The organism is Microbacterium azadirachtae (genome assembly GCF_025583665.1).
Classification (GTDB): Bacteria; Actinomycetota; Actinomycetes; order Actinomycetales; family Microbacteriaceae; genus Microbacterium; species Microbacterium azadirachtae.
Window position 1 is genome coordinate 24729 of sequence record NZ_CP099706.1, and the last position, 26625, is coordinate 51353.

Annotated in this window: 27 protein-coding genes and 1 tRNA gene; 10 read left to right on the forward strand and 18 right to left on the reverse strand. The window is 70.5% G+C overall.

The window, feature by feature from the left end:
- Positions 1–18: 18 nt before the first annotated feature.
- The 4 genes from NFX31_RS00125 to NFX31_RS00140 all read right to left on the reverse strand — a co-directional run bounded on the left by NFX31_RS00125 (position 19) and on the right by NFX31_RS00140 (position 3509).
- Complete coding sequence (locus NFX31_RS00125; RefSeq protein WP_091477885.1) at positions 19–1140, reverse strand: M24 family metallopeptidase; 1122 nt, start codon at positions 1138–1140, stop codon at positions 19–21.
- Positions 1141–1327: 187 nt separating this feature from the next.
- Entirely contained in the window at positions 1328–2008 is a 681-nt protein-coding gene (locus tag NFX31_RS00130) for a DUF3349 domain-containing protein (protein WP_258955356.1), read from the reverse strand.
- The gene (locus tag NFX31_RS00135; protein ID WP_045250235.1) at positions 2005–2295 is read right to left on the reverse strand and encodes a hypothetical protein; all 291 of its coding nucleotides are present in this window, start codon (positions 2293–2295) and stop codon (positions 2005–2007) included. Before NFX31_RS00135 ends, NFX31_RS00130 begins: the two co-directional genes overlap by 4 nt.
- 17 nt (positions 2296–2312) lie before the next feature.
- Positions 2313–3509 (reverse strand): inorganic phosphate transporter, encoded by a 1197-nt coding sequence (locus NFX31_RS00140; protein WP_262956400.1) that lies wholly within the window; start codon positions 3507–3509, stop codon positions 2313–2315.
- 218 nt (positions 3510–3727) lie between these two features.
- Here NFX31_RS00140 and NFX31_RS00145 point away from each other — a divergent pair, with 218 nt between their 5' ends.
- Positions 3728–4549 carry a cytochrome c oxidase assembly protein gene (locus tag NFX31_RS00145; RefSeq protein ID WP_082072250.1) on the forward strand — a complete coding sequence of 274 codons (822 nt, stop codon included), beginning with the start codon at positions 3728–3730 and terminating at the stop codon, positions 4547–4549.
- Between the two features lie 48 nt (positions 4550–4597).
- Here NFX31_RS00145 and NFX31_RS00150 read toward each other — a convergent pair whose 3' ends face one another.
- Positions 4598–5056, reverse strand: coding sequence for a DUF1801 domain-containing protein (locus NFX31_RS00150; RefSeq protein WP_045250236.1), 459 nt, complete (start codon positions 5054–5056; stop codon positions 4598–4600).
- Positions 5057–5210: 154 nt separating this feature from the next.
- Between NFX31_RS00150 and NFX31_RS00155 the strand changes: the two genes are divergently transcribed.
- Positions 5211–6809, forward strand: a complete 1599-nt coding sequence (locus NFX31_RS00155; RefSeq protein WP_045250237.1) for an amidohydrolase — start codon at positions 5211–5213, stop codon at positions 6807–6809.
- A 38-nt stretch (positions 6810–6847) separates the two neighbouring features.
- Positions 6848–7276 carry an NUDIX hydrolase gene (locus NFX31_RS00160; RefSeq protein WP_045250238.1) on the forward strand — a complete coding sequence of 143 codons (429 nt, stop codon included), beginning with the start codon at positions 6848–6850 and terminating at the stop codon, positions 7274–7276.
- Between the two features lie 2 nt (positions 7277–7278).
- Here NFX31_RS00160 and NFX31_RS00165 read toward each other — a convergent pair whose 3' ends face one another.
- Genes NFX31_RS00165 through NFX31_RS00175 form a run of 3 tightly spaced genes read right to left on the reverse strand, consistent with a single transcriptional unit; the run spans position 7279 to position 8811 of the window.
- Positions 7279–7764, reverse strand: a complete 486-nt coding sequence (locus NFX31_RS00165; RefSeq protein ID WP_045250239.1) for a hypothetical protein — start codon at positions 7762–7764, stop codon at positions 7279–7281.
- Positions 7765–7810: 46 nt separating this feature from the next.
- Complete coding sequence (locus tag NFX31_RS00170; protein ID WP_248700415.1) at positions 7811–8305, reverse strand: aminoacyl-tRNA deacylase; 495 nt, start codon at positions 8303–8305, stop codon at positions 7811–7813.
- Complete coding sequence (locus tag NFX31_RS00175) at positions 8302–8811, reverse strand: DNA helicase (protein WP_262956401.1); 510 nt, start codon at positions 8809–8811, stop codon at positions 8302–8304. The genes NFX31_RS00170 and NFX31_RS00175 overlap by 4 nt, the downstream gene beginning before the upstream one ends.
- Positions 8812–8941: 130 nt before the next feature.
- Between NFX31_RS00175 and NFX31_RS00180 the strand changes: the two genes are divergently transcribed.
- Positions 8942–9499: a peptidylprolyl isomerase gene (locus NFX31_RS00180; protein WP_262956402.1), complete on the forward strand. Its 558-nt coding sequence runs from the start codon at positions 8942–8944 to the stop codon at positions 9497–9499.
- Between the two features lie 34 nt (positions 9500–9533).
- A complete protein-coding gene (locus NFX31_RS00185) occupies positions 9534–10424 on the forward strand; it encodes a rhomboid family intramembrane serine protease (protein WP_045250242.1) in 891 nt (296 codons plus the stop codon).
- Between the two features lie 263 nt (positions 10425–10687).
- Here NFX31_RS00185 and NFX31_RS00190 read toward each other — a convergent pair whose 3' ends face one another.
- Positions 10688–10927: a cell division protein CrgA gene (locus NFX31_RS00190; protein WP_045250243.1), complete on the reverse strand. Its 240-nt coding sequence runs from the start codon at positions 10925–10927 to the stop codon at positions 10688–10690.
- Between the two features lie 71 nt (positions 10928–10998).
- On the opposite strand from NFX31_RS00190, the gene NFX31_RS00195 reads away from it, so the two are divergent.
- Both NFX31_RS00195 and NFX31_RS00200 read left to right on the forward strand, forming a co-directional pair.
- Positions 10999–11781, forward strand: a complete 783-nt coding sequence (locus tag NFX31_RS00195; protein ID WP_045250244.1) for a class E sortase — start codon at positions 10999–11001, stop codon at positions 11779–11781.
- Positions 11781–11954: a hypothetical protein gene (locus tag NFX31_RS00200; protein ID WP_045250245.1), complete on the forward strand. Its 174-nt coding sequence runs from the start codon at positions 11781–11783 to the stop codon at positions 11952–11954. The genes NFX31_RS00195 and NFX31_RS00200 overlap by 1 nt, the downstream gene beginning before the upstream one ends.
- A gap of 34 nt (positions 11955–11988) precedes the next feature.
- Here the strand turns inward: NFX31_RS00200 and pknB are convergent, their stop codons facing one another.
- The 7 genes from pknB to NFX31_RS00235 all read right to left on the reverse strand — a co-directional run bounded on the left by pknB (position 11989) and on the right by NFX31_RS00235 (position 20813).
- Positions 11989–13689, reverse strand: coding sequence for a Stk1 family PASTA domain-containing Ser/Thr kinase (gene pknB / locus NFX31_RS00205; RefSeq protein WP_262957226.1), 1701 nt, complete (start codon positions 13687–13689; stop codon positions 11989–11991).
- Between the two features lie 65 nt (positions 13690–13754).
- On the reverse strand, positions 13755–15467 hold the full coding sequence (locus NFX31_RS00210; protein ID WP_045250246.1) for a serine/threonine-protein kinase: 1713 nt from the start codon (positions 15465–15467) through the stop codon (positions 13755–13757).
- On the reverse strand, positions 15464–16927 hold the full coding sequence (locus NFX31_RS00215; RefSeq protein ID WP_262956404.1) for a peptidoglycan D,D-transpeptidase FtsI family protein: 1464 nt from the start codon (positions 16925–16927) through the stop codon (positions 15464–15466). The genes NFX31_RS00210 and NFX31_RS00215 overlap by 4 nt, the downstream gene beginning before the upstream one ends.
- A gap of 31 nt (positions 16928–16958) precedes the next feature.
- Positions 16959–18347 carry an FtsW/RodA/SpoVE family cell cycle protein gene (locus tag NFX31_RS00220; protein ID WP_091477880.1) on the reverse strand — a complete coding sequence of 463 codons (1389 nt, stop codon included), beginning with the start codon at positions 18345–18347 and terminating at the stop codon, positions 16959–16961.
- On the reverse strand, positions 18344–19594 hold the full coding sequence (locus NFX31_RS00225) for a PP2C family protein-serine/threonine phosphatase (RefSeq protein WP_091477879.1): 1251 nt from the start codon (positions 19592–19594) through the stop codon (positions 18344–18346). The genes NFX31_RS00220 and NFX31_RS00225 overlap by 4 nt, the downstream gene beginning before the upstream one ends.
- Before the next feature lie 9 nt (positions 19595–19603).
- Positions 19604–20122 (reverse strand): FHA domain-containing protein FhaB/FipA, encoded by a 519-nt coding sequence (locus NFX31_RS00230; RefSeq protein WP_045250250.1) that lies wholly within the window; start codon positions 20120–20122, stop codon positions 19604–19606.
- Positions 20115–20813 (reverse strand): FhaA domain-containing protein, encoded by a 699-nt coding sequence (locus tag NFX31_RS00235; RefSeq protein ID WP_045250251.1) that lies wholly within the window; start codon positions 20811–20813, stop codon positions 20115–20117. Before NFX31_RS00235 ends, NFX31_RS00230 begins: the two co-directional genes overlap by 8 nt.
- Before the next feature lie 181 nt (positions 20814–20994).
- Here NFX31_RS00235 and NFX31_RS00240 point away from each other — a divergent pair.
- Positions 20995–21078 (forward strand) — tRNA-Leu (locus NFX31_RS00240).
- A 67-nt stretch (positions 21079–21145) separates the two neighbouring features.
- On the opposite strand, the gene NFX31_RS00245 is transcribed toward NFX31_RS00240, so the two are convergent.
- Positions 21146–21343: a hypothetical protein gene (locus tag NFX31_RS00245; protein WP_262956405.1), complete on the reverse strand. Its 198-nt coding sequence runs from the start codon at positions 21341–21343 to the stop codon at positions 21146–21148.
- 382 nt (positions 21344–21725) lie between these two features.
- On the opposite strand from NFX31_RS00245, the gene NFX31_RS00250 reads away from it, so the two are divergent.
- Positions 21726–23480, forward strand: a complete 1755-nt coding sequence (locus NFX31_RS00250) for a lipase family protein (RefSeq protein ID WP_262956406.1) — start codon at positions 21726–21728, stop codon at positions 23478–23480.
- 28 nt (positions 23481–23508) lie between these two features.
- Here NFX31_RS00250 and NFX31_RS00255 read toward each other — a convergent pair whose 3' ends face one another.
- Positions 23509–24294, reverse strand: coding sequence for a DNA/RNA non-specific endonuclease (locus NFX31_RS00255; protein ID WP_045250253.1), 786 nt, complete (start codon positions 24292–24294; stop codon positions 23509–23511).
- Between the two features lie 201 nt (positions 24295–24495).
- Between NFX31_RS00255 and NFX31_RS00260 the strand changes: the two genes are divergently transcribed.
- Positions 24496–26598 carry an MDR family MFS transporter gene (locus NFX31_RS00260; protein ID WP_262956407.1) on the forward strand — a complete coding sequence of 701 codons (2103 nt, stop codon included), beginning with the start codon at positions 24496–24498 and terminating at the stop codon, positions 26596–26598.
- Positions 26599–26625 lie beyond the last annotated feature (27 nt).

Consider the following 26625-nt stretch of genomic DNA (forward strand, 5'->3'; position numbering starts at 1 on the left):
GCGGGCGCAGCGGGGGCGTCAGGAACCCGCGTTCGTCAACTCGTGCGGGGTGGTGTTGAGGTTCGTGCAGCCGTCGGCGGTGACGACGACGATGTCCTCGATGCGGGAGCCCCACTCGCCGGGGAAGTAGATCCCCGGCTCGATGCTGAACGCCATCCCCTCGCGCAGCGGCAGCGCATTGCCGGGCGCGATGTACGGCTCCTCGTGCGTCGTGACGCCGATGCCGTGGCCGGTGCGGTGCAGGAACGCGTCGGCCAGCCCCTCGGCGGCGAGCACGTCGCGGGCGGCGGCGTCGACCTGCTCCGCGGTGACGCCGGGGCGCACCGCGTCGACGGCGGCCTGCTGGGCGCGCACCAGCACGGCGATGCGTCGCGCGACCTCGGGATCCGGCGTGCCGACGGCATACGTCCGCGTGCTGTCGGAGTTGTAGCCGCTCGGCACCGCGCCGCCGATGTCCACGACCACCACGTCTCCGTCCTGGATCACGCGATCCGACACCTCGTGATGCGGATCCGCGCCGTTCGGACCCGAGGCGACGATCACGAACTCGACCGTGCGATGCCCCTCCTCGACGAGCGCCGCGGCGATCTCGGCGGCGACCTCGCGCTCGGTGCGGCCCGCCCGTAGCAGCCCGGGCACCCGGCGGTGCACGGCGTCGATGGCATCGCCGGCACGTCGCAGCTCGGCGACCTCGGCCGCGTCCTTGATCATGCGGCTCTCGCGCAGCACCGGCGTCGCGAGCTCGGGCCGCACGTCCAGGCGCACGGTGAGCGGCACGACGTGCAGGGCAGGGAGCGCGTCGGCGACGCCGAAGCGCGCGGCGGATCCGCCCATCGCGGCGGTGACCAGGGCGTACGGATCCTCGCCGTCGACCCAGTCGGACACGGCGAGCCCGAGCGAGCCCACCGCGGTGTCGCGCACCTTGGCGAGCTCCATGCGCGGAACGACGACGGTCGGCTCGCCGCTCGCCGGGATCACCAGCGCGGTGAGCCGCTCGATGGTGTCGCCCTCGACGCCGACGAGATACGCGAGGTCCGGGCCGGGGCCGACCACGATGGCGTCGAGACCCGCGTCGGCGGTCAGCGCACGAGCGCGATCGAGGCGGGCGGCATACACGGAGGCGGGGAACGGGGTGCTCACCCCTCCACGCTACGTCGCCGCGCCGGGGCCGCACCAGCGTGCCAGGAGAACATATTCCGAGAACAGGATGAACTGTCCCGGACCACGCAGTTCGGGGCGGAAACGTCTGTCCTGCCGCCCTCTGACCGCCTTCGGGACAGACATTCCCGTCACACGGCGGCGCCTGCGACACGCCGGACGGACGCGCTCAGGTCAGCGTGAATCCGGACTGCTCGAGGCGGGCGCGCACGCGCTCCACGTCGTCGTCTCCGGGCAGCTCTCCGAGCACCTTCATCATCAGCACCTGTGCGTCGACGAGGGAGATCTCGGGATCCGCGCCGCTCTGCGCCGCCACGGCCGCGCAGACCTCCTGCACCTCGTCGTCGGTGAGCCTGCGTCGCAGCAGCGCGAGGATCGGCACGCGGTCCTGGGCGGGGATCCCGTCGGGGTAGCCGGCGCCGAGCCAGCGCAGCGCCTGTGCGATGGGGCTCAGGTCGGCAGCGCCCGATCCATCCGAGACCCCGCCGCGAGAGGCGCCCGATCCGCCCGCCTCCGCGGCGGCCTCCGCGAGGATCGCACGGTCGCCGACGATGCGCTGCGCCTTGGTGCTCAGCGGAACGCCGCGTTCGGCCAGGTGGGCGGCCACGCGGCGCACCTCGTCCTCGCCGGGCGTCGCGGCCGTGATCTCGGTGATCGCCGCGCGGATCTGCGAGACACGCACGGGATCGGTCTCCTGCTGCGCGAGCGCGCCGACGACCGCCGTGAGCTCCTCGGCGGTCAGGGTGCGCTGGAGCAGGGCGAGCAGCGGCGAGTAGTCCTTGGGCGGAACGCCCTCGGGGTAGCCGGCGCGCAGCCAGTCCAGCACGCGCGCCAGGACGCCGCCGTTCACTTGCCCACTCCGAACAGGGAGATCCCGAAGTAGTGGTAGATGCTCAGCCGCGTGATGAACAGCACGCCGGCGAGCACCGCCGCGATCACAAGGGCGAACAGGATCCATCCGGCGACGGTGAGCAGGGGCCGGCGTGTGCCTGGTGCCTCGCCGTCGACCTCCCCGGTGCCGGCGGACTGGAGCCGCATCCCGATCGCGAACAGGGCCGGCAGGCCGGCGCCGAAAAGCAGGCCGACCAGCAGCACCCGGCCGGCCGAGAGCGCCATCTGCGCGATGTCGAAGTTCATCTCATCCGTCCTTCGGTTCAGGCCGTCGCGCCCTGCGAGGCGGCGTCGGGGACGACCTTGCCGTCCCATTCTGCGTTGACGTTGCGGTGGTCGACCTTCTGCCGGCGGCTGCGCACGTAGAGAAGCGCGGCCGCGGCGATCAGCAGCACGAACACGGTGAGCGCTCCGGCGAGGCCGCCGATCCCGTGTGCGAGGAAGTAGCAGAGCGCGCCGACCACGCCGGCGGCGGGCATCGTGATCAGCCATGCGGTGACCATGCGGCCCGCGATGCCCCAGCGCACCTGGGCGCCCGGACGTCCGACGCCGGATCCGAGGATCGAGCCCGTGGCGACGTGCGTCGTGGACAGGGCCATGCCCATCGAGCTGGAGGTCAGGATGATCGCCGCCGACGAGGCCTCAGCCGCGAGGCCCTGCGGCGACTCGATCTCGACCAGGCCCTTGCCGAGGGTGCGGATGATCCGCCAGCCGCCGAGGTAGGTGCCCAGGGCGATGGCGGCGCCGCATGTCACGATGATCCAGATCGGCAGGCCGTCGCTCAGGATCTGCTCGCCGGTCAGGGTGCCGTGCGCGATGAGGGCCAGCGCGATCACGCCCATGGTCTTCTGCGCATCCCCGGTGCCGTGCGCGAGGGAGACGAGGGATGCGGTGCCGATCTGACCCCATCGGAAGCCGGCCTCGCGGTGCTTGGCGTGGACCGTGCGCGTGAGGCGGTACACGAGCCAGGTGCCGACGGCGGCGACCACGCCGGCGATGACCGGCGAGAGCACGGCGGGGACGATGATCTTGCCCACGATGCCCGCCCAGTTGACGGTCGCGGCGCCCGCGATGCCGGCGCCGATGAGGCCGCCGAACAGGGCGTGCGACGAGCTCGAGGGCAGACCCAGCAGCCAGGTGAGCAGGTTCCACAGGATGCCGCCGACGAGACCCGCGAAGATGATGATCATGGCCGACTCCGGGGAGAGCCCCGGGACGAGGTCTCCGTTCGGACCCTGGATCGTCAGCACGTCCTTGGTGATGGTCGCAGCGACCTCGACCGAGAGGAAGGCGCCGACGAGGTTCAGGATCGCGGACAGAGCGACGGCGACCTTGGGCTTCAAAGCGCCGGTGGCGATGGACGTGGCCATCGCGTTGCCGGTGTCGTGGAAGCCGTTGGTGAAGTCGAAGCCGAGGGCGGTCACGACCACCAGGACGAGGATCAGCACTTCGGCGCTCATGATCGTCAGCATCCCGCGCGACGGCCGCCGCGACAGGGGTCTTCGCGCACTCGACCGCGAGAGTTCACCCCGCGTTAAGACGCTCTGGGACCGGATCCCATCCTCTGCATAGCCACCGGGCGTAACGTCGCGGCGGCCGCACCAGCAGATCGGATCCCGCCACGCCCTCCCTCCCCGTCTTCCTCAGCACCTGGAGCCTGGATCCCACCGCGCTCGCGGTGCTCGTCGTCGCGGCCGCGCTCTATCTCGGCGGCGTGGAGGTGCTGCGGCGCCGTGGGCACCGCTGGCCGCTGCGGCTGACGCTCATGTATCTGCTGCTGGGCCTCGGCTCCTACGCCGTGGTGTCGTTCGGGTTCCTCGGAACGTGGAGCCCCGCGCTGCGCTGGGCGTTCTCGACCCGGATCGCCCTGCTGCTCTTCGTCGTCCCGGTGCTGGTCACCCTCGGCCGGCCGGTGTCCCTCGCCCGCGCGGTGCTCTCGACGCGGCCCCGTGCGCGGGTCGACGGCTTCCTGCGCTCGTGGCTCGCGAAGTTCTTCGGCAACGCGATCATGGCGCCGGTGTTCACGTGCCTCGTGTTCTCGGTGCTCTTCACGCCGTTGTCGGCCGTGCTCCGCATCGATCCGATCGCCGAGGGCGTGGCGTCGGTGCTCGTGCCCGTGCTGGGACTGCTCATGGTGCTGCCGATCGCCGCGCACACCGTCGCACGCACGAGCCTGTTCATCGTGGCCGAGTTCATGTTCGCGTTCGTGGAGCTCGTGCTCGACGCGATCCCGGGCGTGCTGCTGCGGCTGGGGACCGTCGTCTTCGACCACGCCGGAACCTGGCCCGGTGCGCTGCCGCTGTGGTTCCCGAACCCGCTGCGCGATCAGCAGCTCTCCGGTGACTTCCTGTGGTTCATCGCCGAGATCGTCGACGTGCCGATCCTCGTGATCCTGATGATGCGGTGGATCCGCTCCGACCGGCGCGAGTCGCGACAGCTGGACGAGCTCAGCGACGAGGAGATGGCCGCGCTCACGGCCGCGCACCTGCGCGGAGAGTGAGCGCCGTGCCGCAGCTCGTGCGCCCAGCGCCCGGGTTCTGGAGCGGAGTCACTCCGCGGGCGCGGCGGTGCGGATGCGCTCGCCGAGGAAGGCGAGGTCCGCGGGCGTCAGCGCCGTCACGGCGTACGACACGGGCCACACCGTGCCGTCGTCGAGCTGCGCCGGCCACTCGAACTCGAACGTCGCGTAGCGCACCTTGAACTTCGCCTTGGGCTTGAAGAAGCAGACCACCTTGCCTGCGGCGTTCGCCCAGGCCGGCATGCCGTAGTAGGTCTTGGGGACGAGGTGCGGCGCGTTCTCCGCGACCAGTCGATGCAGAGCGGTGGCAAGGGATCCGTCTTCTTCGTCCATCTCCGCGATCTTGGCCTGTACGTCGGCCTCTCCCGCGGCGCGCAGCTCCTCCGGGCTCGCCTTCTTGCGTGCGACGCGCGTGCGGCTCTCCTTCGCGGCCTCCTTGACGGCGGCGCGTTCGAAGTCGGTCAGCACGGGGGCGGTGTTCTCGGTCATGGCATCCTCCTGTCGGCGGCCCGGGTATCGGGACGCTCCTCAGCCTAGGAACGCCGCGGAGACCGCGCTTCTTCAGAACTGATCGATCCGCTCGGGGCCCTGACCCAGCACGCCGCAGTATCCGCCCCGGCGGGGAACCTGCCACGATGGCCGCATGACGACGCTGTTCACGGGCCGGTTCCGGCCGCTCTCCGATGCCGCTCCCGATCTCGTCGAGGCGCTGCTCGTCGGCGATGACGGGCGGATCATCGCTCTCGGTGCGATCGACGACCTCGCCGCGCAGGATCCGTCCGCCGAGCGCATCCCGCTGGACGGCTGGGCCATGCCGGGACTCATCGAGCCGCACGGACACCCGGGGACCGCCGCCGTGCTGCTCTCGGATCGCGTGCTCGACCTCCGGCCGGTCGTCATCCCGGACGCGGAAGGGGTGATGGCGGCGCTGCGCACCGCGCTCGCCGCCTCCGAGGGCGCCCCGGTGTACGCGAACGGCTGGGACGCGCTGCTGCAGCGCGGACTCCCGGATCCGGATCTGCGCCTGCTCGACGAGCTCGCCGGAACCACGCCGCTCGTGATCGTGCACAACTCGGGCCACTCCGCGTACTTCAACTCCGCGGCGGCTCGGCGTGCGGGACTGGACCGCACGACGCCCGATCCGGTGGGGGCCTCGTTCGGCCGCGCCGCCGATGGGGAGCTGAACGGGGTGGCCCTCGAGGCAGGTGCGGTCGAGCGCGTCGCCGCGCCTCTGCTGCAGGCCGCGCAGGCCGACATCGTCGAGCTGCTCGCGGCCCACTTCGCCGATCTCTCCCGCCGCGGGATCACCACCGTCTCCGACCTCAGCTGGAACCCGGCGCTGTCTCCCGCGGTCGACGCGCTCCGCGCGAGCGGGCGCATGCCGCTCCGCCTGCGCTGGTACGAGATGTCGCGTCCGGGCGGCACGCCGGCGCCGCGCGGGCAGGGCGATGCGATGATGCGCCAGGTCGGCGTGAAGACCTGGACCGACGGATCCCCGTGGATCGGGAACATCGCCACGAGCTTCCCCTATCTCGACACCGCGGCCACCCGCGGCCTCGGGCTCGAGCCGGGGCACCGCGGCACGGCGAACTACACGGCCGCGCAGCTCCACGGGATCGCCGAGCCCTACGCCGCCGCCGGGTGGCAGCTCGCCTGCCATGCGCACGGAGACCTCGCGATCGATGAGACGCTCGACGTCTACGAGCGGCTGATCCGCACGCACGCGCTCACCGATCACCGCTTCCGCCTGGAGCACGTCGGCGCGATGACGCCCGCCCAGTTCGCGCGCGCCCGGGAGCTCGGCGTCACCGTGAGCCTCTTCGTCGATCACATCACCTACTGGGGAGAGGTGCTCGTGGACGACCTCTTCGGATCCGAGCACGGCGGAGCGTGGGCGGACGCCGGCGCCGCGTTCGCCGCAGGCCACCGTGCGACGTTCCACAACGACGGCTGGGTGACGCCCGCCGAGCCGCTGCGCAACATGGCCGTCGCAGAGACCCGGCGCACCCGTGCCGGCCGGGTGATGCCCGCGGGCACTCCTGTCGCACGGGCGCAGGCGCTCGCCGCGCACACCGGCAACGCGGCCTGGCAGCTCTTCAGCGAGCACGAGATCGGATCCCTCGCCCCCGGACTGTTCGCCGACCTGGTCGTGCTGGATCGGGATCCGCTCACCGTCCCGGCTGAGGAACTCGTCACGGCCGAGGTGCGCGAGGTGCGTCTCGGCGGACGAAGGACGACCTGACGGCGCCATACCGGCCCGCACCGCCTAGGGTGTGACTCATGGACATGCGGGTCGCGGCATACGCCGTCATCGTCGACGATGCGGACCGCGTGCTGCTGGCCCGGTGGACGGAGGGCCGGCGCGTGTCCTGGACCATGCCCGGCGGCGGGCTGGAGCCGGGCGAGGATCCGCAGGTCGCCGCCCGTCGCGAGGTGCACGAGGAGACCGGCTACAAGGTGGTCATCGAGGATCTGCTGGGCATCCACTCCCGCGTGATCCCGCCGCGACGGCGGGTGACGCCGGGGGCCACCGACCCGCTGCACACGCTGCGCATCGTGTACCGGGCGCGCATCACGGGCGGGCGGCTGAGGTTCGAGAAGAGCGGATCCACCGACATGGCCGCCTGGTACCGGCTGGACGAGATCGGCGGCCTGCAGCGCGTGCGGCTCGTCGACATCGCCCTGGGGATGGCCGGCCTGCTCGGCTGACTTCAGCGCAGCACCTCGACCAGCGCGATCCAGGAGATGACGATCGCCACCACGATCGCGAGCAGCGAGCCCGCCGCGGCGAGGACGAGGCCCGAAGACAGCCCGGACAGCAGCAGCGCACCCGCCACCGCGTAGGCGACCAGTGGCAGGAACCCGAGACCCGCCCGGGCGGCGACGCTGCCGTGCCCGCGATCCTTCCGGAGGGCCCGTGCCGCGTGCACCTGGAACGCCGCCGCGATCACGGTGACGATCAGCACGAGAGCGCCGAACCAGGCGGAGGAGAGGCCGGGGATGAGCGCGATGCCCGAGGTGACGATCGCCAGCACGAGTCCGGCGATCGCGGCGGCCAGACGCGCGGTCAGCGACCTGGCGAGCACGATCTTGTCGATGTTCACGCTCGCGGCGACGATGACGAGCCCAGCGAGGGCCGCCGTGGCCCCGAGCATCGCGACGTGGAACTCCCGCCACGTCTCCAGCGCATCCGTCATGTCCGGATGCTACTCCGGCACCGGGCTCAGGCGAGGGGGATGCGGATCACTCGGGTTCGGAGATGTCGGCGACCGTCGCGTCGTACGCGCGGATGAGCTCGTCGGCATCGACGAACAGGCTGTAGCCGTGCGCTCCGGCGCCCATCGCGATGCGGCGGCCCCGGATCGTCTCGTCGGCGAACACGGGCCATGCGGTCGTGCTGCCGATGGGCACGATGGTGCCGCGCTCGTAGCCGGTCGCGGCGAAGGCCACGTCGGGATCCGGGAGCTTCAGCCGGTTCACGCCGACCAGCGCCCGCAGCTTCGGCCAGGAGATCTTGCGACCGCCGGGGATCAGCGCGAACAGGAACGTGTCGTCGGATCTCTTGACCACGAGGGTCTTCACGATGCCGGACGGATCCAGTCCGAGCAGCGCCGCGGCTTCGTGCAGGCTCTTCGCCGCAGGGCGCGGGCGGATCTCGATGTCGAGGTCGCGCGCCGCAGCGGCGTCGCGCACGCGGGCGTGCGTCTCCTCCCCGGGCTCGGGGGCGGTGGTGCTCACGCCTCGGGGGCGTTCAGCGGGTCGTCCGCGACCCAGAGCTCGTCATCGGCGCGCAGCGCCTGCCACGCGGCGACCAGCACGCCCACCGCGGCGGCGGCGCCCAGGATGATCGCGATCACGGAACCGATGCCGGGGCCGCGCTTCGGCTCGGCGACGGTCACGAGGGCGCGGGGCGCGGGGCGCGGGGAGCCGGTGCGCTTGGCGTTGGCGATGTCCCAGGCGGTGAGAGCGGATCCGACCACGCCGCCGATCGCGGGGACGACCTTGTGGTCGACGACGTCGTGGGACATCTTGAGGCCCTTGTCGACGACGGGGACCACGCGGTGCTCGTAGACGTCCTGCACCGCGGGCAGCACCTGCTCGCGACGGAAGTTGTCGAGCTGGCGACCGGCTTCGCGGGCGACGTTCGCCGCATCGCCGGCGACGACCTGCTGGGCGGCCCACAGCTTGGCGGCCTCGCTCTGCAGCTGGCGGAGTTCCTTCTGACGCTTGCGGCTCAGGCTCACGATGCCCTCCCAATCGAAACGGGGTTCGGACTCCCCATCTTGCCAGAGATGCTCCTGTGCAACGCGTGTGCATGTGGGAAGTTCACAGGGGAATCGGAAGGTCCCGGGGATCCGATGCGAGAATGGATCCATGCCTCACGCCACTCACGTCGCCACCCTGCACACCAACCACGGAGACATCGTCGTCAACCTGTACGGCGACCACGCTCCCCGCACGGTGAAGAACTTCGTCGAACTGTCCGACGGCACGGGATCCTGGACCCACCCGGCCACCGGCAAGCCGGGCGAGGGCCCGCTGTACAAGGACGTCATCTTCCACCGCATCATCCCGAACTTCATGATCCAGGGCGGCGACCCGCTCGGTCAGGGCGTCGGCGGCCCCGGCTACACCTTCAACGACGAGATCCACGGGGAGCTCAACTTCAACGAGCCCTACGTCCTCGCCATGGCCAACGCGGGCCTCCGCCGCAACGCCATCACCGGACAGCCCGAGGGCACCAACGGCTCGCAGTTCTTCATCACGACCGACCCGACGCCCTGGCTGCAGGGCAAGCACACGATCTTCGGCGAGGTCGCCGACGACGCGTCGAAGGCCGTCGTCGACGAGATCGCCGCCGTGCGCACGGGCGCCGGCGACCGCCCCGTCGAGGACGTCGTGCTGCAGTCCGTCGACATCGTCGCGAACTGATCGCCTCTCCGCGAGTGGACTCCGGAGCGCACCGATGACGAACCCGGAGTTCCACGCGAATCCCGACAACTTCTGCTACCGGCACCCCGGGCGGCAGAGTTTCGTGCTGTGCCAGCGCTGCATGCGCACGATCTGCCCGGAGTGTCAGACGCAGGCGCCGGTGGGCGTGATCTGCCCCGAGTGCATGCAGGACCAGCGCCGGAGCCAGACCCCCGCCCAGCGTCGCGCCCACCGGCGCTGGGGCGCACGATCGATGACGGCGGTCGGCGGGCGTCCGCTCGCGACGTACTGGATCCTCGCGATCACCTCGGCCGTGAGCATCCTGGCCGAGCTCCCGGGAGTCGGGGCCGTGATCAAGAACGTGCTGTTGTTCGCGGGCGCCTATCTCTATCCGTCGCTGTCGGGGCTGCCGTTCGAGCCCTGGCGACTGCTGACTGCACTGCTCGTGCACGGCGGTTTCATCCATCTCGGCCTCAACATGCTGGCGCTGTGGATGGTGGGACAGCAGCTCGAGCCGCTGCTGGGCCGTGCGAGGTTCCTGACGCTGTATCTCGTGAGCGGTCTCGGCGGGTCCGTCGCGATGGCGCTGATCGATCCGGCCCAGCCCACGGTCGGGGCGTCCGGTGCGATCTTCGGCCTGTTCGTGGCTCTGATCGTGATCGGCCGGCACCTGGGCGGCAACATCGTCGGGGCGCTGGTCGTGCTGGCGATCAACTTCGTGTACGGCTTCATCGTGCCGGGGATCGCCTGGGAGGCGCACGTCGGCGGTGCCGTCGTGGGAGCGCTGGTGGCGCTCGTCTACGTCCGGACCAGCGGGCGTCGCAACGCGAAGTTCTGGTGGATCGGGCTCGTCGCCGTGATCGTGCTCGTGCTGCTCGTCGTGGTCGCGGTCGTCCCTCCCCTGCTGATCACCGCCGGGCGCTGAACCCCGTCACGAAAGCCCCCGCCTTCGGGCGGGGGCTTTCGTCGTCCTCGGGAGACATGTGAATAACACCCGTGTAATTCTCCCCAGGTGGGGATAGAACTGTGGATAACTCCGGGGAGCGGCTGTGCATATCCATCCCCAGAATGTGGATAACCCTCCGGATCCGTGGAGAACCCTGCGGAATGCGGTCCGGAGCCGGTCGACGGGCCGGAACGCAGGAACGCCCCGCATGAGCGGGGGCGTTCCTGCGAGGATGAGGGGCGTCAGCGCCAGCGGGTCGTCATCAGGAAGCCGATGAGCGCGATGCCGAGACCGATGAGCAGGTTCCAGGACTGCAGGCCCGGGATCGGGTACTGCATGCCGGTGATGTAGAACACCAGGATCCACACGAGTCCCAGCAGCATGAAGCCCACCATGACCGGCTTGAACCACACGGCGTTGGGGGCGGCGTCGCCCTCCACCTTCTCGACGACGGCTTCTTCGGTCTTGCGGGATCGTGCCATGCGCACAGTCTACCCAAACGACCGCAGCGCACACCGGCAGGGCGGATAGGTCGGGTGGGTAGGATCGCGACATGACCGACGCCCCACGAGCCGCCGCCCGTCGTGCTCGTGCGCGACCTCGACGCCGGGCCTCGGTCGTCAGCGTGCTCGGCGAGCTGCTGCTCACCGCGGGCGTCGTCGTGCTGCTGTACGTCGCGTGGCAGATGTGGATCGGCGACGTCATCATGAGCGCCGAGGCCAATGACAAGGGGAAGCAGATCTCCGAGACCTGGGCGAAAAGCGCCCCGCCGCCGCTGCCTCCCGTGCTCGACGACGGCTCCGGAGTCGACGCCGGACACCCGCGGTACGCGCCGCCCGTGATGACCGCACCGCAGAACGGCGTGCCCTGGGGAGCCCTCATGCGGGTGCCGAGGTTCGGCTCGGACTACGCCGTGACGATCGCCGGCGGGATCACCCGCCCGGACACGCTCGATCATGGCTGGATCGGTGTGTATCCGAGCTCGGGGATGCCGGGGCAGACCGGGAACTTCACGATGGCGGCGCACCGCACCACCTGGGGCAAGCCGTTCAACCAGCTCGACCGGCTGCGCCTGAACGACGCCATCGTGATCGAGACCGAGCAGGGCTGGTACACCTACCGGTTCCGTACGCTCGAGTACGTGACCCCCGACAGCGTGAACGTGCTGGATCCTGTGCCGCAGGCACCGGGCGCTCCCGCCAGCGGACGGTACATCACGCTCACCGCGTGCTCGCCGCTGTACTCCCTGGCGGAGCGGATCGTGGCCTACGGCGTGTTCGAGAGCTTCCAGCCGAGGGCGCTGGGCGCACCCGCCTCCCTGAAGGCGGTGAGCTGATGTACGCCGCGTTCTGGCGCATCCTCCCCGGCCCGTGGTGGGTACGGCTGATCATCGTGCTCGCCCTGCTGGCCGCCGTGCTGTACGCGCTGATGTTCTGGGTGTTCCCCTGGGTGAGCCCGCTGATCTCGCCCGGCGACGTGAGCATCGAGCCCACGCCGACCGCGACCTGACGACGTCCGCCGGCTCAGGATCCGGGATTCCTCATCACTTGCCGGTGCAGTAGCCGAGGTCGATCGTGGACTGCACGGGCACGTCGCCGGGGGGCACCGACATCGAGGCGACCGTCTTCGGATCCGTGGCCTTGCAGCCCGGGTTCTCGACGGGGTTCGCCGTGAGGCCCAGCTGCTGCAGCGCCTGGGTCGCCGAGTCCAGCGGCCAGCCGGTGAGGTCGTTGACCGTCACCACGCCGCTGGCCACCACGAGGTCCACCACGGTGCCGGGGGCGACCCTGCTGCCCGCCGCAGCGCTGGCCGACAGGACGGTGTCGTGCGAAGAGCGGGGATCGTTCTTCTGGGTGACCGAGCCGAGCTGCAGTCCGGCCTTGGACAGCGCGTCCTTCGCAGCGGAGGCGCTGAGCCCCTCCAGCGGGGGGACGCTGATCTCCGCGGCGCCGCTGGAGACGTACACGGTGACCGACTGGCCCTTGTCCATGTTGCTGCCGGCCGCCGGGTCGGTGCTGATGACCTTGCCCTTGTCGACACCGGCGTCCGCCTGGTCGATGCGGATGGCGCGCAGATCGTTCTTCTGGAGCAGCGCGACCGCGGCATCGTACGTCTGACCGGCGACGTTGGGAACCGTGCGACCCGCACCGGGCACGTCGGTGGTCGGCCTGATCGCCAGCACCCAGATCAGCACGGAGGCGAGCAGCACCACGAGCAGGGCGACGCCGGCCCACACCCACGCGACCGGCGGTCCGGACTGCGTGCGCGTCATGGTGGTGTCGGACGAGAGCTGACGCAGCGTGCGCGCCGTCTCCTGCGCGTGCCGGGGGCTCGGGCCGTAGAGCTCGCTCGTGAGCGAGGAGAGCTGCTTCTTCGTGGGCACGACGCCGGTCGCCGCCTCGTCGAGGGCGGTGCGGAACGAGGCCGCGTCGGGGAAGCGCTGGAACGGATCCTTCGCCATCGCGCGGAGCACGATCGGTTCCAGGGCGCGGATGCGCTCCAGCTCGCGCTCCGGGTGCTCCTCGTCGCGCACTTCGCTCGGGGGCAGGGGCGTCTCGCTGACGTGCTGGTAGGCGACGGCGACGGGCGACTCGCCGCGGAACGGCTGGCGTCCGGCGAGCATCTCGTACAGGACGACGCCGGTCGAGTACAGGTCGGTGCGCGCGTCGACCTGCTCGCCCTTGGCCTGCTCCGGCGAGAAGTAGGCGGCGGTGCCGATGATCTGCGTGGTCTCGGCGACGGTGGAGGAGGAGTCGGACACGGCGCGCGCGATCCCGAAGTCCATGACCTTCACGGTGCCGGCGGGGGTGATCTTGACGTTGCCCGGCTTGATGTCGCGGTGCACGACGCCGGCGCGGTGGGAGTACTCCAGCGCCTCGAGGATGCCGTCCGCGTACCGCACCGCATCGGCCGCGGGCACGGGCCCGCGCGCGATGACGTCCTTCAGCAGCTCGCCGGGGACGAGCTCCATGACGATGAACGGCACGGGCTCCGCAGGGCTGCCGCCGGCCTCCGGGGTCGTGTCCTCCCCCGCGTCGAACACGCGCACGATCGACGGGTGCGACATGCGCGACGCGGCCTGCGCCTCCATCCGGAACCGGGTGCGGAACGCGGTGTCGCGGGCGAGCTCGCGGTCCAGGATCTTGATCGCGACCTCGCGCCCGAGGGTCAGGTCGTACCCCCGGTGCACATGGGCCATGCCGCCCCGGCCGATGAGGTCATCGACGCGGTAGCGACCGGCCATGACGCGCGTGGTCGTCGTCACGGAGGACCCCCCTCGTTCTCGTGATTCTGATGCGGTGCCCGTGCTCAGGGCGTGGGCAGGATGGTGGGCGGCGAAGTCGGAACCGGCTGGATGTGCGACGTGCGCGAATCCGAGTCGGGACTCTGCTGGTCGCCGCACCTCACCGAGTACTTCGCCGTGAAGTCGCCGGTCTGGCTCAGTCGCACCTCGGCGCTCGTCGTCCCCGCCGGGAACTCGGGACCGCCGGACATGAAGGACCCGCCGTCGATCGTCACGATGTACCCGGTGATCGACGTGCCGCTCGGGCACACGTAGTCGGCGCCCCAGGACACCGTGATCGTGCCTCCGGCGACCATGTCGCCCGTGAAGGTGGGAGCGGATCCCGGCTTCGGCGGCTGAGTGCGATCGGCGTAGAACGTCAGCGTGATCGAGGAGCCCTGCGGGACCTTGCCCGTCGGGTTGACGTTGTAGACCTTGCCGACCTGATCGGCGGCCGGTGCCGGATCGCCGGGCGTGCAGGTGGCCTGCAGGCCGGCGTCGTGGGCCTTCGCGGCCGCGGCATCGCACGCGAGACCGACGAGACCCAGCGCGTCGACGTCGACCCGCGGGGTCGAGGTGGGCGTAGGCGTCTTGCTCGGGGAGGGCTGCGACGACGCCGTGGTCGATGACACGGGCTCGGGCGCCTTCTGGTTGGCCAGGAGCGCCCAGATGGTGCCGCCGAGCACGATGAGCAGCAGCGCGATCAGCGCGATCAGCGGCCAGGTCCACGGGCTGCGCTTCTTCTTCTCCGGGGCCTGCTCGGCCTCGGTCGGGATCTGCGCCGTGGTGGGCATGATCGTGGTCGCACCCTGCGTGGCACCCAGCAGCTGGGTCGCGGCGTCGTCGCCCGCGGCTGCCGCGGCACCCACGCCGACCACACCGGCGATGACGGCGGGCACGGCGATCGCCGCGGAGTTCAGGTCGCCGCGGCGGAGAGCCTGTGCCGCGCGGGCCACGGTCGCTGCGGAGCTGGGCCGGTCGGCCGGCTTCTTCGCGATCATCGCCATGACGAGGTTCTGCACCGGCTGCGGCACCGTGGCGGGCAGCGGCGGCGGGGTGTCGTTGATCTGCGCCATGGCGATCGCGACCTGCGACTCGCCCGTGAAGGGACGCTTGCCGGCGAGGCACTCGTAGGCGACGATCCCGAGTGAGTAGATGTCGGTGGCGGGCGAGGCTGCGTGGCCCGACGCCTGCTCCGGCGAGAGGTACTGCACCGTCCCCATCACCTGACCGGTGGCCGTCAGCGGCACCTGGTCGGCGATGCGGGCGATGCCGAAATCGGTGATCTTGACGCGGCCGTCCGGCGTGATCAGCAGGTTTCCGGGCTTGATGTCGCGGTGCACCAGGCCGGCGGCGTGCGCCGCCTGCAGGGCGGAGGCCGTCTGGGCGACGATGTCGAGCGTCTTGTCCGCGCTCAGCGAGCCCTCGCGCTCGATGATGGTCGACAGGGCCTCTCCGGGCACGAGCTCCATGACGAGGTAGGCGGAGCCGTTCTCCTCGCCGTAGTCGAAGACGCTGGCGATGCCCTCGTGGTTCACCAGGGCCGCGTGCCGGGCCTCGGCGCGGAAGCGCTCGAGGAAGCCCGGGTCCCCCATGTACTCGTCCTTGAGGATCTTGATCGCGACGGTCCGTCCGATGACGTGGTCGGTCGCCTCCCAGACCTCGCCCATACCGCCGATGGCGATCCGAGACTGCAGCTCGTACCGACCGCCGAAATGCACACCCTGCGTCGGCCTCATCTGTTCAGCACCGCCTCCATGACCTTCTTCGCAATCGGTGACGCGATCGTGTCACCGGATCCGGACTGTCCCTGCCCACCGCCGTCTTCGACGACGACCGCAACGGCGATCTCCGGGTTCGAAGCGGGCGCGAAGCCGGTGAACCACAGCGTGTAAGGGTCCGTGTCACCGTTCTCCGCTGTGCCCGTCTTACCGGCCACGTCGACTCCGTCTATTCTTGCACCCTGGGCCGCGCCGCTTGAGACCGACGCCTGCATGGCGGCGGTGATCGCCGCCGCCTGGTCGCGGGTCATCGCCTGGCGGAACTGGCTGTTCTCGAACTGCTTCTGCACGGACAGGTCGTCGCCGACCACCTGGTCCACCATGCGCGGGTTCATCACGAGGCCGTCGTTCGCGATCCCTGCCGAGACCATCGCCATCTGCAGGGGCGTCGCCCGCACGTCGCCCTGGCCGAAGCCGGTGAGGCCGGTCTTGTCGGCGGAGAGGGACTTCGGGTACGTCGAGGCGGCCGACTGCAGGGGCAGCGAGAACTCCTGGTCGAAGCCGAACTTCTCGGCCGCCGCGCGGATCGCGTCGTCGCCGAGCTGCACGGCGAGCTCGGCCATCGGGATGTTGCAGCTGTACCGGATCGCGTCGGCGAGGCTCACGGTCTGTCCGTCGCCGCCGGGGCAGATCCCGCCCCAGGCGTTGTGCACCGCGGTGCTGGTGCCGGGGAGCGTGAAGGCCGCCGGGTTCGGGAACGTCGACTGCATGGTGAACTTGCCCGAGTCCAGGGCGGCGCTGGCCACCACGAGCTTGAACGTCGACCCGGGCGGGTTCATGTTGCCGCCGATCGCGCGGTTCGACAGGGGCTTGTTCGGATCGGCCACGAGCGCGTCGTACGCGGCGTTCGCGGCCTTGGAGTCATGCACTGCGAGGCTGTTGGTGTCGAAGCCGGGCGTCGAGACCATCGCCAGGATCCGTCCGGTCTTCGGCTCGATCGCCACGACGGAACCCCGATAGCCCTGCAGCGCGTCGTAGGCGGCCTTCTGCGCGACGGGGTCGAGCGTGAGCACCACGTTCGAGCCCTTCTGCGGCTGCCCGGAGATGATGCGCTCGATCGACGAAAGGAACTGCGAGCCGCCCGTGCCGCTGAGCTCGCCGTTCATCGCCTTCTCGATGCCGGTCGCGCTGCCGAGCGCCGGGTTGTAGTAGCCCGTGACGGCGGACCACATCTGCGGATCCGTGTAGACCCGCTGGAAGGAGTACATGTCGCCGGAGGGGACCGAGGTGGCGATCGGGGCGCCGCCCGCGATGATCGACCCCCGCTGGATCTCGTAGCTGTCCAGCCGGGTGCGGCGGTTCGCGTCGTTCTGGGCGAGCGCGTCGGCCTGCACGACCTGGATCCAGCTCACCGAGCCGAACAGCGCCAGGAACATGACGAGGACGAGGATGCTGATGCGCCGGAGCTCTTTGGTCATGCGACACCTCCTGCGACGATCGGAGAAGCGGTCATCCGATCACCACCCTGGGCTGACGGCGCACGCCGTCCGAGATCCGCAGGAGCAGGCCGACGATGAGCCAGTTGGCGATGAGCGAGGATCCGCCCGCGGCGAGGAACGGCGTGGTGAGGCCGGTCAGCGGGATGACCCGGGTGACGCCGCCCACCATGATGAACACCTGCAGGCCGATCGTGAACGAGACGCCCACGGCGAGCAGCTTGCCGAAGTCGTCCTGCCCGGCCACGCCGATCCGCAGACCGCGGCTCACGAACACCATGTAGAGGCAGAGCAGGGCGAACAGCCCGATCAGGCCGATCTCCTCGCCCAGGCTCGTGATGATGAAGTCGCTCTCCGCGACCGGGGTGATCTCGGGGCGGCCCTGTCCGAGACCCGTGCCGATCAGCCCGCCGTGCGCGAGGCCGAAGATGCCCTGCGTGAGCTGGTAGCTCTGGTCTTCCATGAGGTCGGGGTCGAAGGCGTGGATCCAGGTGTTGAAGCGGTTCTGCACGTAGGTGAGGAACTGCGACACGACCGCGATGCCGATCACCACGCCGGCGAGGCCGATGAGCACCCAGCTCGTCTTGCCCGTGGCCACGTAGAGCATCACGATGAACATCCCGAAGATGAGCACACCGGTGCCGAGGTCGTGCTGGGCGACGATGATGGCGAGCGAGATGAGCCAGACCACGATGACCGGCCCGAGTTCGCGCATGCGCGGCCAGGTGATGCCGGCGAACCGCTTGCCCACCGACGACAGGCTCTCGCGGGTGCGCACGAGATAGCCGGCGAAGAAGATCGCCAGGAAGATCTTCGAGAGCTCGCCGGGCTGGAAGCCGAGCCCGCCGATCGAGATCCACACGTCGGCGTTCGCGTCGGCCCGCAGGCCGGGGATGAACGGGAGCACGAGCAGCACGAGCCCGGCCAGGCCCGAGAGGTAGGTGTACCTGTACAGCACGCGGTAGTTGCGCAGGAAGATCACCAGCGCGATGGCGCCGATCACTGAGATCGCCATCCACATGAGCTGCTTGTTCGAGGAGGCGTTCCACCCGGTGGCGTGGTTGGCGATGTCGATGCGGTAGATCTCCGCGATGCCCACTCCGGTCAGCAGCGTCGCGATGGGGAGGACGAACGGATCCGCGTCGCTCGCGACGAAGCGCAGCACCACGTGCAGGGCGAAGACGAGCACGGCGAGTCCGCCGCCGATCAGCAGGATCATCGGATCGATGCGGTGCAGTGCGCCCAGCTGCACGAGGGTGAGCGCCGATCCCGCGACGACCACCGCGAACAGCAGCAGCCAGAACTCGCGGTTGCGCTGCGTCTGCGGGCCGCGGATGCGGCGCAGCGCGCGCAGGACGGCCGTGTCGGCGGCGACGTCGGAGGCGGGTGCGGTGGCGGTCATGGCGTCTTCCCCGTCTTCGCGGCCGCGCGCAGGCTCTCCACCGTCGTGCGGGCCGCCGTGAGCGTGTTGGCGCTTGTGGTCTCCTTGACGGCGGACTGGTAGAACGCGGGCAGATCCGACACCTTGATCCCGGTGTCCTCGTACACGTGCGAGAGCGGGATCGGGCCGAGATCCTGCTGGATCCCCTGGAAGATCGCCACGTTGCCGGACTCGGGGGCGACGCCCACGAAGTACCGTGTCTGCGTCCAGGCGTAGGCGCCGAAGAGCGCGGCGGCCATGAGCGCGATGACGACGATCAGGCCCGTGATCCAGCCGATCCGCCGGCGCACCGCACGGCGGTGGTCCTCCTCGATGAGCTCCTCGAGGTAGTCGGCCGCCGGCTCGAAGTGCGTGGGCTCGTTCGCGGCCTGGCGCACGGGGTGCAGCCAGCTCGGACGGGCGGGGCGCGCGGCCGGGACGACGACGCCCTGCGGGTTGGCGGCCGCGCCGACAATGGTCGCCGAGCCGGAGCGCACCGGGTGCTGGCCGCCGACGTCGACGATCACGATCGTGACGTTGTCGGGTGCTCCGCCGTCGAGCGCGTGCTTGAGCAGTCCGTCCGCGGTGCGTCCCGGCGCCATGCCGAGTCGCAGCGTCTTCTGCATGTGCGCCTCGTCGACCACGCCGCTGAGCCCGTCGGAGCAGAGCAGCCAGCGGTCGCCCGGCAGGGTGGGCATGACGAACATGTCCAGCTCAGGATCCGCATCCATGTCGCTCAGCACGCGCATGAGCACCGAGCGGCGCGGATGGTAGCGGGCCTCCTCCGGCGTGATGCGCCCCGAGTCGACCAGCCGCTGCACGAAGGTGTGGTCGGTGGTGATCTGGGTCAGCGTCTCGTCGCGGTAGAGATAGATGCGCGAGTCGCCGATATGGCCGATGACGGCGTAGTCGTCGACCATGATGATCGCGTCGAGCGTGGTGCCGAGGCCGGCGAGCTCCGGCCGGTCCTTCACGGCACGGATCATGTCTCCCGCCGCCGTCGTGGCCGCCGCCTGCAGCGAGGCCTCCGCGTCCATGGTGGAGGGGTAGGCGTGATCCAGGTTCTGCAGCCGGTGGATCGCGATGCTGCTCGCGACGTCGCCGCCCGCGTGACCGCCCATTCCGTCCGCGACGACGAACAGGTTGGCCCCGGCGTAACCGGAGTCCTGGTTGTTGGAGCGGACCTTCCCGGTGTGGGAGATCGCGGCGCTCGAGCCCTCGAAGACCATGGCCGCCGGTTACGCCCGCAGCTCGAACGTCGTGGCGCCGACCTTGATGGGGGCGCCGACGGGAACCGAGACCGGGGCGCCGACGCGCTGGCCGTCGAGGAACGTGCCGTTCGTGGAGTCGAGATCCTGGAGCATCCACTGCTCGCCCCACAGCATCAGGCGCGCGTGGTGGCTGGACGTGTAGTCGTCGCGGATGACCAGGCCGGACTCGCTCGAGCGACCGATCGACATCGGCTCGGATCCGAGGGGCACCTCCAGGCCCGCCTTCGGGCCGGACGTGATCACGAGCTTGCTCACGGTGGACGTGGTGGCCGGTCCTCCCGGCCTGCTCCGCGGCGCGGCCTTGGGCTTCGCCGGCGGCGCGGCCGGCTTGGCGGGAGCGCTCGCGGCGGCCTGCTCGGCCTGCGGCATCTTGCGCACGCGCACGCCGAACAGGTCGGCGCGCAGGGAGTACACCACGGCGAACACGAAGAACCACATCAGCACCAGGAAGCCGATGCGCAGGAGCAGCAGGGTCAGTTCACTCATGCCGGAGGCTCCCCGCCGACGACGAGACGGGCACGACCTGGAACGTCAGATCGGTGCGGCCGATCGTGATGACCATGCCGCTCTCGAGCTGCGCCTCGCGCACGCGCTGACCGTTCAGCTTGGTGCCGTTGGTGGAGCCGAGGTCGCGGAGCATCGCGTGATCGCCGTCCCAGAGCACCTCGGCGTGCTTGCGACTGGATCCGGCGTCTCCGATCGTGATGTCCGCGTCGCTGCCGCGGCCGATGACGGTGCGGGCCTTGGTGAGCGGATAGCGGGATCCGCCGGTCGCGATCTCGGCCTGCCAGGTGACGCGGCCGGCGCTCGAGGTCGAGCTCGACTCGACGCGCACCGTGCCGGTCGCGAGCTTGTCGTCGGCCTCGAGGGCGATGTTCACAGGCCCGGCGAAGCTGTAGCCCTGGGCGTTGGCGTGGTCCCTGACCAGGACGTGCAGCTCGTCGATGAGGGCGGATCCGAGGCCGTGCATGGCCGTGGCGTCGTCGCCGCTGAGATGCACGAGGAAGGTGCTGGGGACGATGATGCGGTCGCGGCTGACGACCGCCGCCTTCGTATCCATCTCACGGCGCAGGGCCGACGCGATCTCCACGGGCTGGATGCCGCTGCGGAAGGTCTTCGCGAACGCGCTGTTCACAGCACGCTCGAGACCCTTCTCAAAGCTGTCTAGTAGTCCCACTGGGCTCCCATGGCTCACCGATCGGTAGGGCCATGTTAGCGACACGGCCTGAATGAACCCCCGGCGGGCCGCGATCCGCAGGAAACCCTGAAGCGTCCGGAGGCCCGTGCCGGGCCGCGGGTGGTTCGACCCCCTCCCGCGTCGTGATATTCTCGGGAGGTTGGTTCGCGAGAGTCGACATGCGCGAGTGGCGGAATAGGTAGACGCGCTGGCTTCAGGTGCCAGTGCCGGCAACGGCGTGGGGGTTCAAGTCCCCCCTCGCGCACAGAACGAAGAAGGCCCGGATCGAGAGATCCGGGCCTTCTCGTCTCCATGGGTGGTGCGCGTGCCGGTCAGGCGACTTCGGCGGCGAAACGTCGCAGCACGCGGTCGACCTCGATCACGCGCAGGCTGAGCCGGGCTCCGGGCGCGCTCTGCGCACCGCGCACAAGACCCGCCGCGTCGGCATGCTCCACGAGAACGCCGAACGGGAGCGTCTTCGTCACCGTCGCGGTGATCACATCACCGATGCGAGGGAGCTTCTCGTCCATGCATCCACCTCCCTTCCCTGAATCGGGCGAAGGAGGAGGGGCGGATCACGGGCCGGTCGGGCATTCCTTCCGTGTCGTGCCGCGCAACGCGTCCGGCACCATCCCGATCTTCACGAGGCGATTCTAGATCGCCGCGCGCGCTGTCGCGACGGGTCCGCAGCGGGACGGCTTCACAGGGTCGGCGCGCCACCAGTATGTTGGCCTCAGCGCGGCTCCGGTGAGGAACGCGCCGGATGCGGATCGAGGCCCCGCGGCCCGCGATCCGCGAGGCGAAGGGGGCACCGTGGCCGCAGGCGGGATCGCAGACGCGCCGGATCCGAACGGGGCCGGAGGAGGTCGTTCGCGCCGCCTCGCTTCCCGCCTGAGCACTCCGATCCGGATCGTGCTCGGAATCGCGCTCGTCGCCGTCGGCGTCGTCTTCCTGCTCGTCTCGATGACGGTGCAGACCATCGCGATCGTCACGGGGATCGGGATCCTGCTCGCGGGCGTCGCGGTGCTCGTCACCGCGGGGGAGGGCCGCGCGCCCGACCGCGGCGAAGCGCCCCCGTCGCGCCCGGCCGCCGTGATCGTGGTGCGCGTGCTCGGCGTACTGCTCGCGCTGCTCGGCGCCGGCATGGCGCTGTGGCCGGCCGCGGGCGCGCCGCTCCTCTCTCTTCTGCTCACGATCGCGCTGGTGGCGTTCGCCGTGGCGATCGGCGTGCGCGCCTTCCAGCCCGGCGCGGATCAGCGCGTCACCGGCGTCATCGCGGCCGTCGCGACGCTCGCGGTCGCCGCGATCACCGTGTTCTGGCCTGTGCTGACGCTGGTGGTGTTCCGCCTCGGCGTCGGCGCGTGGTTCGTCTTCATCGGCCTGCAGCTGATCGTGCGGGCCCTGTGGCGACGCTCCCCCGGCCGTCGCGACCCCGGCCGTCGTCGCAGCGTGCGGTGGCTCCGGACGATCGGCGCGACCGTGGCGCTCGTGCTGGCGATCGCCGTCGCCGCGGGGAGCGGCGCCCTGCTCGGCGGCACTCCCCTGCCGGTGCCCGACGCCTTCTACACGCCGCCCGCCGATGTGCCGTCGCAGCCCGGAACGCTGATCCGGTCCGAGCGGATGACCGTGGGCGTGCCCGCGGGGGCCAAGGCGTGGCGGATCCTGTACACGACCACGAACCCCGACGGATCGCCGGCGGTCTCGAGCGGCACGGTGCTCGCCCCCGCCGATCCCGGGCCGGATCCGCTGCCCCTGCTCACGGTCGCCCACGGCACCGTCGGAGTGGTCTCCGGCTGCGCCCCCTCCCTCAGCGCCGAGCCGTTCGCCGACGGCGCGGGCACCGCCATGGTCGACATGGTCGTGAAGCACGGGTGGGTCGCCGTGACGAGCGACTACATCGGCCTGGGAACGAACGGCCCGCACCCCTACCTCGTCGGCGATGCGGAGGCCCGCAACGTGTGGGACGCGTCGAAGGCCGTGCGGGGCTTCAGTGCGCTGAAGGTCTCGACCGACACCGTGATCTGGGGCCACTCGCAGGGTGGCCAGGGCTCGCTGTGGACCGGGCAGATCGCCGCGTCGTATGCGCCGGAGTTCACGGTCAAGGGAGTCGCGGCGTTCGCCCCGGCCTCGAACCTGTATGCGCTCGCCGAGGCCATCAAGTCCGAGACCGCGGGCAAGACGGTGTCCGCGTACATCGCGGCGACCTGGGACAAGGTGTATCCCGACCTCGAGGTCGAGAAGCACCTCACCCCCGGATCCGCAGGGCCCGTCGAGCGCATCGGCGGCCTGTGCTTCAACGGGCGCGACGGTCTCGCCGCGATCCTGCGCGGCAGCCAGGTGCCGAACCAGATCTTCCCGGACGCGCTGCTCGACGGCCCCTTCGGCGACCGGCTCGAGGAGCAGGAGCCCACCGGGCCGTTCCCCGCTCCGCTCCTCGTCGCGCAGGGCCTTGCGGATCCGCTCGTGAAGCCGGCGATCCAGGACGCCTGGGTGCGGTCGCGCTGCGATGCCGGCATCCCCGTCGACTACCGCACCTACCCCGGCCTCGGGCACGTCGAACTCGTCGGGCCGGACTCGCCGCTCACCCCGCAGCTGGAGCAGTGGACGCTCGACCGCTGGAACGACAAGGCCCCCACCCCGGACTGCGACCACCTGCCGGCGGGCTGAGCGGGCGCCTCGCCCGCCGATCGCCGGATCAGAGCACGATGTCGCCGGCGCCCTGCAGCAGGCGCCACTCCCCGGGCCGCACGGCGCGGGTCGTCAGCACGTCGGCGCCCGCCAGCGCGCCGACGTCGACGCCGGTGAGAGCGGCGATGTCGGCGACGGGCACCTGGAAGGTGCGGAACCCTCCGAGCGGCGCCGGGGCGAGCAGGCCATCGGCGGTGTCGACCAGGTCCGTCTGATCGAGCACGAATCCGGCCGCCGCGAGCGAGCCGGCCGAGACCCAGGCCGCGATCTTCCAGAAGCGCAGCGGGATCCGGATGCCGCGGTACGGCGGGTCGTCGTCGGCGAGCACGGGCGCGGTGAACACGGAGAGGCGCTGCTCGGTCGCCTCGGCGTAGGACATCACGTGATCCTCCAGCCCGAGCCACAGCTCGGGCCCCTGATTGAAGCGGGCGGCCTGCGGCGCCGCGTTCGGATAGACGAAGGTGGCCTCCATCGCCGCCCGTGCCTCATCCGTCTCTCCCCAGCCCGGGTCCCGACGGCGCACCAGATGGCCGCGATCCAGATCGTTGCGCGCGTAGACGGCGGGCCCGGTCTGCTCGTCCTCGGCCGCACGCGGGTCGAGCCGCCACTCGCCGGTGCGCGGCAGATCGCGCATCGTCCGCCCGTCGATGTTCACCCCGGTCGCCGCCGCGAGCCGGCGGACGGGATCCAGCAGCACCGTGAACCGCGGATACGCGAGCTCTCGCACCGCCTGTGCCGGGAGCGGGAGGGGAAGGGGAACAGAGAGGAACCCGGGCTCGTAGCCGTCCGTCATGCCTCCATCGTCCCGGACGCCTCCGACATCCGCACCCCTCCTCCCCCTCCCGGCGCGCGGATCCGGATCCCTGCGCGCAGGAAAGCTTGCAAGGGTGTAACATTGCAGGGTTGCAAGTTTAGCGCCGGTGCCCGCGTCGATCGATGACGTCCGCGGACGGATCCGCAGCGCTCCATCCCCCGCTCTCCTGGAAGGACCTCCATGGCAACCGCCACCGACACCGTCACGACGGTCGAAGCGCCCCCCGCCTCGAAGCCGGCGCCGATCATGACGCACAAGCAGATCATGCTGGTGATCTACGGCCTGATGAGCGGCATGTTCCTGTCGTCGCTCGCGCAGACCGTGTTCGGCACGGCGATCCGCACGATCGGCGACGACCTGCACGGACTCGACCAGCAGGCCTGGGTGACCACGGCGTTCCTCATCACGTCGACCATCGCCGTGCCGATCTACGGCAAGCTCAGCGACATCTTCGGCCGTCGCCCGCTGTTCATCCTCGGAATCGTCGTCTTCATCCTGGGATCCACGCTCTCGGCGTTCTCGACCTCGATGATGATGCTCGCCGCGTTCCGCGCGTTCCAGGGCATCGGCGCGGGCGCGCTCATGGCGCTGCCGCTCGCGATCATGGGCGACATCCTCGCCCCGCGCGAGCGTGCGAAGTACCAGGGCTACTTCTTCGCCGTGTTCGGCATCGCGACCGTGATCGGCCCGCTCGTGGGCGGCCTCTTCGCGGGAGCGAAGGAGATCCTCTGGATCGACGGCTGGCGCTGGACCTTCCTCATCAACATCCCCCTGGGCCTGTTCGCCCTGTTCATGGTCATCACGTTCCTGCACCTGCCGAAGGTGGGCAAGTACAAGGGCCCGCGGATCGACTGGTGGGGCGCCGCCGCCGTCATCGTGGCGCTCGTGCCGCTGCTGATCGTCGTCGAGCAGGGCCGCACGTGGGGCTGGGACTCGGTCGCGTCGATCTCCTGCTACGTCATCGGCGGGCTCGGCCTCGTGGCGTTCATCGTGATCGAGGCGCTCATGAAGGACGACGCGATCATCCCGCTGAAGCTCTTCCGCTCCGGCACGTTCTCGATGGCGACGGTGCTGGGCTTCCTCGTCGGCTTCGCGATGTTCGGCGCCATGATGACGATCCCGCTGTACATGCAGATCGTGGTGGGCATGAACCCGACCGAGTCCGGTCTGTCGATGCTGCCGCTCATCGTCGGCCTGATGATCGCCTCTCTCGCCTCGGGGCAGATCACGGCGCGCACCGGCAAGTACCGCATCTTCCCCGTGCTGGGCACCCTGTTCACCGCCGTCGGCTTCTTCTCCCTCACCCTCATCCGGTACGAGACGCCGCTGTGGCAGATCTTCGTCGGCATGTTCGTGCTGGGCCTGGGTCTCGGCCAGCTCATGCAGCCGCTCACGCTGGCGAGCCAGAACTCGGTCGACCCGCACGAGATGGGCGTCGCCTCCAGCGCCGCCACGTTCTTCCGCCAGATCGGCGGAACGCTGGGCACCGCCGTGATGCTCTCCGTGCTGTTCTCGATGCTGCCCGCGAACATCCTGCACGCCACCGAGGACAAGGCGAACCTGACGGCCGCGCTCGACACGGCGCTGGATCCCGCACAGGCAGGCAAGGCCGAGAACGCGGCCATCATGAAGCAGCAGTGGAGCCCGATCGTCGGACCCCTGACGAAGAACATCCAGGCGCAGCTCGACAAGGGCGTGGCGGAGGGCGACGCGAAGGCGAAGGCCGCGGCCGACGAGGCCGTGACCGCTGCGGTGACCGCGGGTGTGGACCAGGCCGTCGCCGCGGGTCAGCTGCCCGCCGCGGCCGCTCCGGCCGTCATCGCGGAGAAGGTGGCCGAGGCGACGCCCGCGGCCGAGGCCGCCGCGCACGAGAAGGTGCTCACGGCGGTCGCCGAGAAGGCGCACGCGACCGTGAACGGCGACACCGTGTCCGTCGACTGGGCCGACCGCGATCAGCGCACGTACTGGGTGGACCAGCTCGTGCCCACGCTGCAGGACGAGATCAAGAAGAAGGCCGACGACGCGTCGGGATCCTCCTCCACGTCCGTGAACGACACGTCCTTCCTCACCGGGGCGGACGCGACGCTCAGCAAGCCGTTCATGATCGGCTTCATCCAGGGACTCGTGACGCTGTACTGGGTCGGTCTGGGCGTGATCCTGCTGGCGTTCGTGCTGACCTGGTTCTTCAAGGTGCCGCCGCTGCGGGCGCGCTCCGCTCTGCAGGAGCAGGCGGACAAGGCCGGCCTCACCGAGACCGGCACGATCAGGACGCATTCGGCGTGAGCACGTCGGGGCGGGTGCGCACCCGCC